This is a genomic window from Streptomyces silaceus, assembly GCF_001419745.1.
In the GTDB taxonomy this organism is placed as follows: Bacteria; Actinomycetota; Actinomycetes; order Streptomycetales; family Streptomycetaceae; genus Streptomyces; species Streptomyces silaceus.
This window is the reverse complement of sequence record NZ_LIRJ01000331.1, coordinates 1-11,308: the sequence shown is the minus strand read 5'-3', so window position 1 is coordinate 11,308 and position 11,308 is coordinate 1. Positions and strand designations below refer to the sequence as shown.

General features: G+C 72.7%; 13 protein-coding genes. 9 read left to right on the top strand and 4 right to left on the bottom strand.

The window, feature by feature from the left end; translation table 11 throughout:
* Window positions 1-143: 143 nt before the first annotated feature.
* Window positions 144-959, bottom strand: coding sequence for an IclR family transcriptional regulator (locus tag AOK22_RS27715; RefSeq protein ID WP_055701447.1), 816 nt, complete (start codon window positions 957-959; stop codon window positions 144-146).
* 369 nt (window positions 960-1,328) lie between these two features.
* Between AOK22_RS27715 and allB the strand changes: the two genes are divergently transcribed.
* Window positions 1,329-2,681, top strand: a complete 1,353-nt coding sequence (gene allB / locus AOK22_RS27710; RefSeq protein ID WP_244165046.1) for an allantoinase AllB — start codon at window positions 1,329-1,331, stop codon at window positions 2,679-2,681.
* A 4-nt stretch (window positions 2,682-2,685) separates the two neighbouring features.
* A complete protein-coding gene (gene alc / locus AOK22_RS27705) occupies window positions 2,686-3,801 on the top strand; it encodes an allantoicase (RefSeq protein WP_055701445.1) in 1,116 nt (371 codons plus the stop codon).
* 72 nt (window positions 3,802-3,873) lie between these two features.
* Here alc and AOK22_RS27700 read toward each other — a convergent pair whose 3' ends face one another.
* Window positions 3,874-4,614, bottom strand: a complete 741-nt coding sequence (locus AOK22_RS27700) for an SDR family oxidoreductase (RefSeq protein ID WP_055701444.1) — start codon at window positions 4,612-4,614, stop codon at window positions 3,874-3,876.
* A gap of 195 nt (window positions 4,615-4,809) precedes the next feature.
* Here AOK22_RS27700 and AOK22_RS27695 point away from each other — a divergent pair, with 195 nt between their 5' ends.
* The 4 genes from AOK22_RS27695 to AOK22_RS27685 all read left to right on the top strand — a co-directional run bounded on the left by AOK22_RS27695 (window position 4,810) and on the right by AOK22_RS27685 (window position 7,327).
* Window positions 4,810-5,421 (top strand): dihydrofolate reductase family protein, encoded by a 612-nt coding sequence (locus tag AOK22_RS27695; protein ID WP_055701452.1) that lies wholly within the window; start codon window positions 4,810-4,812, stop codon window positions 5,419-5,421.
* Window positions 5,422-5,573: 152 nt separating this feature from the next.
* Window positions 5,574-6,479: a DMT family transporter gene (locus AOK22_RS27690; protein ID WP_055701443.1), complete on the top strand. Its 906-nt coding sequence runs from the start codon at window positions 5,574-5,576 to the stop codon at window positions 6,477-6,479.
* A complete protein-coding gene (locus AOK22_RS41560) occupies window positions 6,476-6,703 on the top strand; it encodes a hypothetical protein (RefSeq protein WP_157872301.1) in 228 nt (75 codons plus the stop codon). Before AOK22_RS27690 ends, AOK22_RS41560 begins: the two co-directional genes overlap by 4 nt.
* Window positions 6,704-6,919: 216 nt before the next feature.
* Window positions 6,920-7,327: a ribonuclease gene (locus AOK22_RS27685; RefSeq protein WP_055701442.1), complete on the top strand. Its 408-nt coding sequence runs from the start codon at window positions 6,920-6,922 to the stop codon at window positions 7,325-7,327.
* A gap of 16 nt (window positions 7,328-7,343) precedes the next feature.
* On the opposite strand, the gene AOK22_RS27680 is transcribed toward AOK22_RS27685, so the two are convergent.
* The gene (locus tag AOK22_RS27680) at window positions 7,344-7,550 is read right to left on the bottom strand and encodes a hypothetical protein (RefSeq protein WP_055701451.1); all 207 of its coding nucleotides are present in this window, start codon (window positions 7,548-7,550) and stop codon (window positions 7,344-7,346) included.
* Window positions 7,551-7,719: 169 nt separating this feature from the next.
* Between AOK22_RS27680 and AOK22_RS27675 the strand changes: the two genes are divergently transcribed.
* The 3 genes from AOK22_RS27675 to AOK22_RS27665 all read left to right on the top strand — a co-directional run bounded on the left by AOK22_RS27675 (window position 7,720) and on the right by AOK22_RS27665 (window position 10,234).
* Window positions 7,720-8,997 (top strand): sensor histidine kinase, encoded by a 1,278-nt coding sequence (locus tag AOK22_RS27675; RefSeq protein WP_079036861.1) that lies wholly within the window; start codon window positions 7,720-7,722, stop codon window positions 8,995-8,997.
* A complete protein-coding gene (locus AOK22_RS27670; protein ID WP_055701449.1) occupies window positions 8,994-9,689 on the top strand; it encodes a response regulator transcription factor in 696 nt (231 codons plus the stop codon). Before AOK22_RS27675 ends, AOK22_RS27670 begins: the two co-directional genes overlap by 4 nt.
* 140 nt (window positions 9,690-9,829) lie before the next feature.
* The gene (locus AOK22_RS27665) at window positions 9,830-10,234 is read left to right on the top strand and encodes a PaaI family thioesterase (RefSeq protein WP_055701448.1); all 405 of its coding nucleotides are present in this window, start codon (window positions 9,830-9,832) and stop codon (window positions 10,232-10,234) included.
* A 42-nt stretch (window positions 10,235-10,276) separates the two neighbouring features.
* Here AOK22_RS27665 and AOK22_RS27660 read toward each other — a convergent pair whose 3' ends face one another.
* Complete coding sequence (locus AOK22_RS27660; protein ID WP_055701441.1) at window positions 10,277-11,281, bottom strand: Gfo/Idh/MocA family protein; 1,005 nt, start codon at window positions 11,279-11,281, stop codon at window positions 10,277-10,279.
* Between the last annotated feature and the right edge of the window lie 27 nt (window positions 11,282-11,308).

The window sequence follows — 11,308 nt, the reverse complement described above, 5'->3', positions numbered from 1 at the left end:
GGCACAGCCCACGGTGCCGAGAGGCGATAAGTGTGGCCCCAGCCCCGGCGCAGGCGGACCGTGCCGGGGGGGAGAGAAGGCGCCCGCCCCGGTGCAGCCGGGGCACAGGCCCCGGTGCCGGGTACGGACGAAGGGTCCGAGGCTCAGGAGCCAGGGCCCGCTGAGGCCAGCGCCGACGACAAGTCGACCGCCACCTCCTGCAGCACCGGCACGATCTTCTCCGTGGCCGCCTCCGTGACCCGGCCCGCCGGTCCGGAGATGGAGATCGCCGCCGCCGTGGGCGAGTTGGGGACGGGGACGGCCAGGCACCGCACCCCGATCTCCTGCTCGTTGTCGTCCACCGCGTACCCCGTGCGGCGCACCTCTTCGAGCGCGTCGAGGAATCCGTCCGGCGTGGTGATCGTCTTCTCCGTGGCCGCCGGCATCCCGGTGCGCGCGAGGAGGGCACGGACCTCCTCGGGCGGAGTGTGCGCGAGCAGCGCCTTGCCCACGCCCGTGGAGTGGGGCAGCACCCGCCGCCCGACCTCGGTGAACATCCGCATGGAGTGCTTGGACGGCACCTGCGCCACGTACACGATCTCGTCGCCGTCGAGCAGCGCCATGTTCGCGGTCTCGCCGGTCTCCTCGACGAGACGGGCGAGATAGGGCCGGGCCCACGTACCGAGCAGCCGCGAGGCCGACTCGCCGAGGCGGATCAGGCGCGGGCCGAGCGAATAGCGGCGGTTGGCCTGCTGGCGCACGTACCCGCACGCGACCAGCGTGCGCATGAGGCGGTGGATCGTGGGCAGCGGCAGACCGCTGCTGGCGGAGAGCTCGCTGAGGCCGACCTCGCCCCCCGCGTCCGCCATCCGCTCGAGCAGGTCGAAGGCGCGCTCGAGGGACTGGACGCCACCGCTCGCGGCGGATGGCTTGGTGGCGGCGACTTCAGCAGGGGCGTCGCTGGCGCTTGACGTCGGCACGGCGCGTTCCTTTCGGTGCTGGCAGGCAAGGAAGCAGCCTACCGGGCGGTTCTTCACGAGGGCTCTCGCGCGTCGTGACGTCGTCGCCGGTCAGGGGTCCTTTGTCCGTGTCTTCGCGGGGTTGTCCCGTGTTCTCTTGACGCTCTCGTTGTGCGTAGCTACGTTCTGTCAGGCGGAATTCTAATTCCACCTTGTGGAAACGTCCAGTGTGGCGGCGGTGGATACGGGGTGCGGAAGCACACCCTTGACGTCGCGAGATCGAGCGTGAAAACTCCTTCAACAGAACGTTGAATTCCGTTAAGCGGAAGCAAAAGGTCTGTGTAGCGGAACAGAAGAGAGGGGACACGGGTGTCCGAAAAGGGCGTGGGCGTGGACGCGAGTGGAGACGCGGGTGTGGAGCTGGTGCTTCGCTCCACCCGTGTCGTGACCCCGGAGGGCATCCGGGCCGCCTCGGTCGCCGTGTCCGGCGGAAAGATCGTGGCCGTCGGCGCGCACGACGCCGTGGTCCCCGAGGGCGCGCGGGTCGAGGACTTCGGCGACGACGCGCTGCTGCCCGGCCTCGTCGACACGCACGTCCACGTGAACGACCCGGGCCGCACGGAGTGGGAGGGCTTCTGGACCGCCACCCGCGCCGCGGCCGCCGGCGGCATCACGACCCTCGTCGACATGCCCCTCAACTCCCTGCCGCCCACGACGACGGTCGACAACCTGCGCACCAAGCAGGACGTCGCCCGCACCAAGGCCCACATCGACGTGGGCTTCTGGGGCGGGGCGCTGCCCGACAACGTGCAGGACCTGAAGCCGCTGCACGACGCGGGCGTCTACGGGTTCAAGTGCTTCCTCTCGCCCTCGGGCGTCGACGAGTTCCCCGAGCTGAACCACGACCAGCTCACCGCCTCCATGGCGGAGATCGCCGGATTCGGCGGGCTGCTCATCGTCCACGCCGAGGACCCGCACGAGCTCGACGCCGCCCCCAGGAACAAGGGCCCCAAGTACGCGGACTACCTGGAGACCCGGCCCCGTATCTCCGAGGACACGGCGATCGAGGGACTCATCGCCGTCGCCAAGCGGATCGGCGCCCGTGTGCACGTCCTGCACCTGTCCTCCTCCGACGCGCTGCCGCTCATCGCCGCCGCCAAGCGCGAGGGCGTCCGGCTGACCGTCGAGACCTGCCCGCACTACCTGACCCTGACCGCCGAGGAAGTCCCCGACGGCGCCAGCGAGTTCAAGTGCTGCCCGCCCATCCGCGAGGCGGGCAACCAGGACCTGCTGTGGGAGGCGCTGGCCGACGGCACCATCGACTGTGTCGTGACGGACCACTCGCCCTCCACCGCCGACCTGAAGACCGACGACTTCGCGACCGCGTGGGGCGGCATCTCCGGGCTCCAGCTGAGCCTGCCCGCGGTCTGGACGGAGGCCCGCAAGCGGGGATACGGCCTCGAGGACGTGGTGCGGTGGATGTCCGCCCGTACCGCACAGCTGGTCGGACTCGACCAGAAGGGCGCCATCGAGGCCGGCCGCGACGCCGACTTCGCGGTCCTCGCGCCCGACGAGACCTTCACCGTGGATCCCGCGGAGCTGCAGCACCGGAACCGGGTCACGGCGTACGCGGGCAAGACCCTCAGCGGCGTCGTGAAGTCCACCTGGCTGCGCGGCGAACGCATCCTGCACGGCGGCGAGTTCAGCGAACCCGCAGGCCGACTTCTGGAAAGGAACAACTGAAACAGTGACGGCGATACCTTCCTTCACCGGCGACGCGAGCCCCTACGGCGGCGGCGAGCCCTTTGCCGACTACCGCACGGCCGACTTCCCCTTCACCCAGTACGCCAACCTCGCCGACCGGCAGCTCGGCGCCGGTGTCATCGCCGCCAACGACGAGTTCTTCGCGATGCGCGAGAACCTGCTGCTCCCGCACGACGCCGTCTTCGACCCGGAGCACTTCGGGCACAAGGGCAAGGTCATGGACGGCTGGGAGACCCGCCGCCGGCGCGGCGTCTCGGCCGAGCACCCGTGGCCCACCGCCGAGGACCACGACTGGGCGCTCGTCCGGCTCGGCGCCCCCGGCGTCATCCGCGGCATCGTCGTCGACACCGCCCACTTCCGCGGCAACTACCCGCAGGCCGTGTCCATCGAGGGCACCAGCGTCGCGGGTTCGCCGACCCCCGAGGAGCTCCTCGGCGACGACGTGAAGTGGACGACCCTCGTGCCCCGCACGCCCGTCGGCGGCCACGCCGCCAACGGCTTCGCCGTGGACGTCGAGCAGCGCTTCACGCACCTGCGCGTCAACCAGCACCCCGACGGCGGCATCGCCCGCCTGCGCGTGTACGGCGAGGTCGCCCCTGACCCGCGGTGGCTCGCCGCGCTCGGCACGTTCGACGTCGTCGCCCTGGAGAACGGCGGCCAGGTCGAGGACGCCTCCGACCGCTTCTACTCGCCGGCCACCAACACCATCCAGCCGGGCCGCTCCCGCAAGATGGACGACGGCTGGGAGACCCGTCGGCGCCGCGACAACGGCAACGACTGGATCCGCTACCAGCTGGTGCAGCAGTCCGAGATCCGCGCCGTCGAGATCGACACCGCGTACCTGAAGGGCAACTCGGCCGGCTGGGCGTCGCTGTCCGTGCGCGACGGCGAGAGCGGCGAGTGGGTCGAGGCGCTGCCGCGCACCCGGCTGCAGCCCGACACCAACCACCGCTTCGTGCTCGACGCGCCGGTGGTCGCCACCCACGTGCGCATCGACATCTTCCCGGACGGCGGCATCTCCCGCCTGCGCCTGTTCGGTTCGCTGACCGAGGGCGGCGCCGCCAAGCTGGCGGCCCGCCACCAGGAGCTGGGCGGCTGATCCGCCCCCGCTGAACGTGGGGCGCACCGGGTGGACAGCCCCGGTGCGCCCCGCAACCAACTCCCCGTGCGGTCAGGCGGCGTGACCGCCGTCGACCGACAGCTCGGTACCCGTGATGTACGCGGCGTCGTTCCCGGCCAGATAGCCGACCAGGGACGCCACCTCGTCGGCGGAACCGAAGCGGCCGAGTGCCGTCATGGCGCTCTGTCCGTCGGCGAAGGGGCCGCCCGCCGGGTTCATGTCGGTGTCGATGGGGCCCGGCTGGACCAGGTTCGCCGTGATCCGGCGCTCGCCCAGCTCGCGTGCGAGCGCCTTGTTCAGCCCGATCAGGGCCGCCTTGCTCGACGCGTAGAGCGTGCCGCCGGGGCCCGGCACCCGCTGTGCCATGCAGCTGCCGATGGTGATGATCCGGCCGCCGTCCCGGAGCCTGCCCGCCGCCGCCTGCGAGGCCAGGAAGACCCCGCGTACGTTGACGGCGATCACCCGGTCGACGTCGGCGAGCGTCAGGTCGCCGATCGGCCCCAGGACGCCGATGCCCGCGTTGTTCACCAGGATGTCCAGGCCCCCGAGGTCGTCCGCCGCGCGCTCCACCGCGCCCGCCGTGTCCCCGGCGTCGGCCGCGTCCGCCTTGATGGCGAAGCCGCGCCGCCCCATCGACTCGATCTTCGCGACGACCTCCAGGGCCGCGCCCTCGTTCTGTACGTAGGTGATCGCCACGTCCGCGCCCTGCTCGGCCAGGCGCAGCGCGGCGGCCGCGCCCATGCCGCGGCTGCCGCCGGTGACCAGGGCCTTCTTGCCGGTGAGAGTAGACATGTCCGTACCTCTTCTGCGTATGTGTGCGGTGGTATCCGCCGCTGTGGGCGAGAAGTGCTTGCGGGTTCAATGAAACTCGTCCGCGTGGGCGGGGGCTGGCGGTAAACGGACGCGGATTTCGGCAGCGATGACTTCCGGGCCGACTACGGGTCTCAGTAGGTGAAGGACACGCCGCCCATCCGAGAGAAGGCACGCATCATGAAGCTCACGCTCACGCAGTTCGTCACCCTCGACGGCGTCTTCCAGGCGCCCGGCGGCCCGGACGAGGACCGCAGCGGCGGCTTCGAGCACGGCGGCTGGACCGTGCCCTACGCCGACGAGGACTTCGGCGCGTTCGTCGAGGAGGCCTTCGGCCGCGTCGACGCGTTCCTGCTCGGCCGCGGCACCTACGAGATCTTCGCCGGGTACTGGCCCAAGAAGACGGACCCCGCCGACCCGGTCGCCGCACGGCTCAACTCCCTGCCGAAGTACGTCGCGAGCACCACCCTGACCGAGGCCGGCTGGCCCGGCACGCGGATCATCGGCCGCGACGACCTGGTCAAGGACGTCACCGCGCTCAAGAAGCAGCCCGGCCGTGAGCTCCAGATGCACGGCAGCGGCAACCTCGCGCGCTCCCTGATGGCGCACGGCCTGATCGACACCCTGCACCTGCTGACGTTCCCCGTCGTCCTCGGCACCGGCAAACGGCTCTTCGAGGAGGGCGGCCTGCCCACCGCCTTCCGGCTCACGCAGGCGCGTACGACGTCCAAGGGCGTCGTCATCGCCACCTACGACCGCGCGGGCCGCCCGGAGTACGGCAGCTTCTGAACGGCGCGCACCCCCGAAGTCCCGCACCACCCCCTCGCGTCCCGCACGGGGCGCGAGGGCTTCCCGGTGCGATCTTCGTCGGATACGTTGTGCGCTCCGCGTGCGAGCCGCAGAAGTCTCCACACCCCCGACCCCGTTGGAGACCGCACCCCGTGTCGACGCTCGCCGCTCCCGCCACGCTCGCGCCGCGCCGGGCCTGGCTCACCGATCTGCCCGTGCTGCTCGTCGCCGCGGTGTGGGGCGCCAGCTACCTCGCCGCCAAGGGCATCACCACCACGCACACGGTCGTCGCCGTGCTCGTCCTGCGCTTCGGCCTGGTCCTGCCCGCGCTGGTGGCGGCCGGGTGGCGCTCCCTGCGCACGCTGAGCGGGGCGCAGTGGCGCGGCGCCGGTGTCCTCGGGCTGATCCTCGGCGGGATCTTCCTCCTGGAGACGTACGGGGTCGTGCACACCTCCGCGACCAACGCGGGCCTCATCATCAGCCTCACCATGATCTTCACGCCGCTCGCGGAGGCCGCGATCCGGCGCCGCCGCCCCTCGCGCGCGTTCCTCGCGGCCGCCGCGCTGTCCGTGCTCGGCGTGGTCCTGCTGACCCAGGGCGGCGGGTTCACCCGGCCCTCGGCCGGTGATCTGCTGATGCTCCTCGCCGCCCTCGCCCGCACCGTCCACGTCCTCGCCATGTCCCGCATGACGTCCGTGCGGGACGCCGACTCGCTCTCCCTCACCACGGTCCAACTGGGCGGCGCCGTCCTCGTGTTCGCGGCGCTCGCGGCGGCCGGCACGGGGGAGACGCCGTGGTCCGTCGCGGCGGGCTTCGGTGCGCGCGAGTGGGCGGGCCTCGCCTTCCTCGCCGTCTTCTGCACGCTCTTCGCCTTCTTCGTGCAGATGTGGGCCGTACGCAGGACCTCGCCGTCGCGGGTCAGCCTGCTGCTCGGCACGGAACCGCTGTGGGCCGCGGTCGTGGGCATCGCGATCGGCGGTGAACGGCTGGGCGTGGCGGGGCTGCTGGGCGGGGTGCTGGTGCTGGTGGGAACCGGGCTCGGGCGCCGGGCGCGGTGAACGTTCCCCGGGCCGCCGGGGAGGGACGACAGGAGGGCCAGCCGGACGTGTGCGTCGCCGAGCGCCGGTGGACCGAACTCCTGGCCTGGCCGGCCGGGTCGGTGCCGCCCGCCGTCGCGGGGGCCGTGCTGTGGACGAGCGGTTCGACCGCTCTCGGGCTGCGCGCGTACATGGCCGAGCACCGGGTGGCGGTGGCCGCGGCCGCCGCCGCGAAGAAGGACTGACGCGGTCCGTCGCCGCGGAAGGAGCGACGCGCGCCGTCGCCGTGCGGAAGGAGCGACGTGCGCCGCCGTCGCACGGAAGAAGTGACGTGGGTCGGCGCCGCGCGGAAGAAGTGAGGGAGAAGAGTCGGCCCTGCTCGGTTAACAGCCGGTAACTCCCGGAAAATTCACCGCACTTGTCGTTGACACGCCAACCTCTACGCGCGTCACACTGGACCCATGCGAATCCCCCCACGAATCATCAGTGTCACTGCCCTCGCCGCCGCCCTGCTCGTCGGCGGCCCCGTCGCGGCCACCGCGCAGGCGGCGCCGGCCGCCCCCGTCGCGTACTCCGTCACCGCGGTCGGCGACGTCTGCTACTCCGCGCTGCCCTCCCAGGCCCACGACACCCTCGATCTGATCGAGAAGGGCGGCCCCTACCCGTTCCCGCAGGACGGCACCGTCTTCCAGAACCGTGAGGGCGAGCTGCCCCAGCAGAGCTCCGGTTACTACCACGAGTACACGGTCATCACCCCGGGCTCGGACGACCGCGGCGCCCGCCGCATCGTCACCGGGGAGAAGAACCAGGAGGACTACTACACCGCCGACCACTACGCGTCCTTCGACCTGGTCGACTACGGCTGCTGAACCGCCCGCGCGCCACTCAGCGGGCCTTCTGGCTCCGTACCGCGGCGAACAGCGCGAACGCCAGCACGACCAGTGCCGCGCTCGCGTAGATCTCGTACCCGTCGAGAAAGCCGAGGCGCTGCACCAGGCCCCAGCCGCGCAGCTCACCGGTGAACCGGTTGACCAGGCCGACCACGCCCTGGATCAACAGGACCACACCGAGGAATTCCAGTAGCTGCTTCATGAGGAGATCCTCGCCCCGCGCCTTCCCCGCGGACATCCGCCGCGGGGCGAGGATCCCTCCGCCCGCCGGGTCCGAAAGTCGGTGACCGGCGCGGCCCCGGTACGACTTTGGTCGACGATCATGCCCGCGGCGCGGTCCCGGCGGCCATCTGTGCGTAGATTTGTCGACCATGAGCGGCACCGAACCCACGCGACGGCCCCGGCCCGAGCCCGCGGGGGACCCCACCCCCGAGCCCCTGGTCACCAGTCCGTGGACGCTGCCCTCCGCCGTCGCCCGAGAATTCGACCCGAGCCGCAGCGGCCGCAGGGCCCGGCGGACCGTGCGCGACTGGATCGCCGACTTCACCTGCTTCTTCGCCGCCGTCTTCCTCGGGCTGCTCGGCGCCGACGCCGTCAGCACCAACCCGCACGTCTCCGAGGGCTTCCGGGAACTCGACCAGGTCATCGGCGCGCTCGCCTGCGCCACGGTCTGGCTGCGCAGACGCTGGCCCGTCGGACTCGCCGTCGCGATGGTGCCGGTCTCGATCCTCTCCGACACGGCGGGCGGCGCGGCGGCGGTGGCCCTCTTCACCCTCACCGTGCACCGGCCCTTCCGGTACGTCGCGTGGATCGGCGGGGTCTCGCTCGCGGTGATCCCCCTGACCTACTGGCTGCGCCCCGACTCGGACATGCCCTACTTCGTCTCCATCGCCTTCGGCGGTCTGGTGACCGTGACGGTCATCGGCTGGGGCATGTTCGTGCGGTCCCGCCGCGAACTCCTGCTCAGCCTGCGCGACCGCGCCGTCCGCGCCGAGAACGAGGCGGCCCTGCGCGCCGAACAGGCCCAGCGGCTCGCCCGCGAGTCCATCGCCCGCGAGATGCACGACGTCCTCGCGCACCGCCTCACGCTCCTCAGCGTCCACGCGGGCGCCCTGGAGTTCCGCCCGGACGCGCCCCGCGAGGAGATCGCCCGCGCCGCCGGCGTCATCCGCGAGAGCGCGCACGAGGCGCTCCAGGACCTGCGCCAGGTGATCGGCGTCCTGCGCGGCGGCGAGGCCGACGACTCGGGCCGCCCGCAGCCCACGCTCACCGCCCTCGGCACCCTGGTCGCCGAGTCCCGCGAGGCGGGCATGGAGGTCGTCCTCGACAACCGCGTCGCCGACCCGGCGGCCGCGCCCGCCGCGCTCGGCCGCACCGCCTACCGCATCGCGCAGGAGGGCCTGACCAACGCGCGCAAGCACGCCCCCGGCGCCGAGGTGACCGTCGTCGTGGCGGGCGCCCCCGGCGAGGGGCTGACCCTGTCCGTGCGCAACCCCGCGCCGCCCGGCGACGTGCCGAAGGTGCCGGGGTCGGGACAGGGCCTGATCGGACTCGCCGAGCGGGCCTCGCTCGCCGGCGGCAGGCTCGGCCACGAGGCCGGGCCCGACGGCGGATTCCACCTGGAGGCCTGGCTACCGTGGGCGGCATGAACCCGATCAAGCTGTTGCTCGTCGACGACGATCCCCTGGTGCGCGCCGGGCTCTCCTTCATGCTCGGTGGCGCGGACGACATCGAGATCGTGGGCCAGGCGGGCGACGGCACCGAGGTCGCCCCGCTGGTCGGTGAACTCCGCCCCGACGTCGTCCTGATGGACATCCGCATGCCCACGATGGACGGCCTCGCCGCCACCGAGGCGCTGCGCAGACGCCCCGGTGCCCCGGAAGTGATCGTCCTCACCACCTTCCACGCCGACGAACAGGTCCTGCGCGCGCTGCGCGCGGGCGCCGCGGGCTTCGTCCTCAAGGACACCGCTCCGGCCGAGATCGTCGCCGCGGTGCGCTCGGTGGCCGCGGGAGAGCCGGTGCTCTCGCCGACGGTGACCCGGCAGCTGATCACCCAGGTGACCGGGGAGGACCCCCAACTCGACCGCAGGCGAAGGGCGTTGGCCCGGCTCGACCTGCTGGGGGAGCGCGAGCGGGAGGTCGCCGTCGCGGTGGGCCGGGGCGGCTCGAACGCGGACATCGCCGCGCAGCTCTTCCTGAGCGTCGCCACGGTCAAGGCGCATGTCTCCCGGATCCTGACGAAGCTGGACCTCAACAACCGGGTGCAGGTCGCGCTGTTGGCGCACGACGCGGGACTGCTGGACGAGGAGGACCCGTCCGGTGGTAGAAGTCGTCCATGACTGAGCCCTCGACGACCCCGGCGACTTCCGCGACTCCCGCGTCCGATCCCTCGAATCCTCCGGCCGCCGATGCCGCGGCCCTCGCGGCGGCCGGTGCCGCCGCCACGGAGCCCCCGGCCGCCGAACCGCCGGTCCCGCCCATCGACTTCTCCGTGGCCCAGCGGGTCCTGGACGCCCAGCCGTTCAGCCGGCTCGTCCAGGCGCGCGTCACGTGGTTCGGCGAGAGCGCGGCCACGCTGGAGATCGGCATCCGTGAGGAACTCCAGCAGCAGAACGGCTTCCTGCACGGCGGCGTGCTCGCCTACGCCGCCGACAACAGCATCACGTTCGCCGCGGGCACCACGCTCGGGCCCGCCGTGCTGACCTCGGGATTCTCCATCCAGTACGTCCGTCCGGCGACCGGCGTCAAGCTCGTCGCCCGCGCCGTCGTCGTCCACTCGGGCCGCCGCCAGGCGACGGTCCGCTGCGAGCTGTCCACCGTCGGCGGCGACGGCCTGGAGACGCTGTGCGCGATCGCGCAGGGGACGGTGCTGTCCACGGCCTGAACGCCGTGGGCGCGAGCGGGCGTCCGGGGTCCGGGGGAGGGCTCAGCCCTCGGGAATCTCCGCCATCCCCACCGGCCGCCGCTCCCGCCGCGACAGCTCGCACGCCTCCGCGATCCGCAGCGCGTGCAGCGCCTCGCGGCCGTCGCAGGGGTTCTCGCGCTCGCCGCGCACGACGTCGACGAAGGCGGCGAGCTCCGCCTCGTACGCGGGGGCGAAGCGCTCCAGGAAACCGGGCCAGGGCTTGACCGGCGCGGGCGGGCCCGCCGGCTCGGCCGAGGTGAGGGGAGTGCGCTCGTCCATGCCGACCGCCAACTGGTCCTGTTCCCCGGCCAGTTCCATGCGTACGTCGTATCCGGCGCCGTTGCAGCGCGTGGCCGTCGCCGTGGCGAGCGTGCCGTCGTCCAGGGTGAGGACCGCCGCGGCCGTGTCGACGTCGCCCGCCTCGCGGAACATCGCGGGGCCCGCGTCGGAGCCCGTCGCGTACACCTCCGTGACCTCCCGCCCGGTCACCCACCGCAGGATGTCGAAGTCGTGGACCAGGCAGTCGCGGTAGAGGCCGCCGGAGAGCGGCAGATACGCGGCCGGGGGCGGCGCCGGGTCGGAGGTCATGGCCCGCACGGTGTGCAGCCGGCCGAGCCTGCCCGAGCGCACCGCGTCGCGCGCCGCCGCGTACCCCGCGTCGAAGCGCCGCTGGAAGCCGAGCTGCAGCACCGTGCCCGCCGCCTCGACCTCGGCGAGCGCGGCCAGCGTGCCCGGCAGGTCCAGGGCGATGGGCTTCTCGCAGAAGACCGGCAGCCCGGCCCGCGCCGCCCTGCCGATCAGCTCCGCGTGCGCGGAGGTCGCCGCCGTGACCACCACGGCGTCCACGCCGCTCGTGAAGAGGTCGTCCACCGACGCCACCGGCAGCGCCCCGGTCCGCGCCGCGAGGTCCGCCGCCCGCGCCGCGTCCGCGTCGGCGACGACCAGGGACGTCACCTCCGGGAGGCGGCCCAGGGCCGTCGAGTGAAATGTGCCGATACGGCCCGTTCCGATCAGTCCGATGCGCATGGACCCACCCTCGCGCCGCCCCGCCCC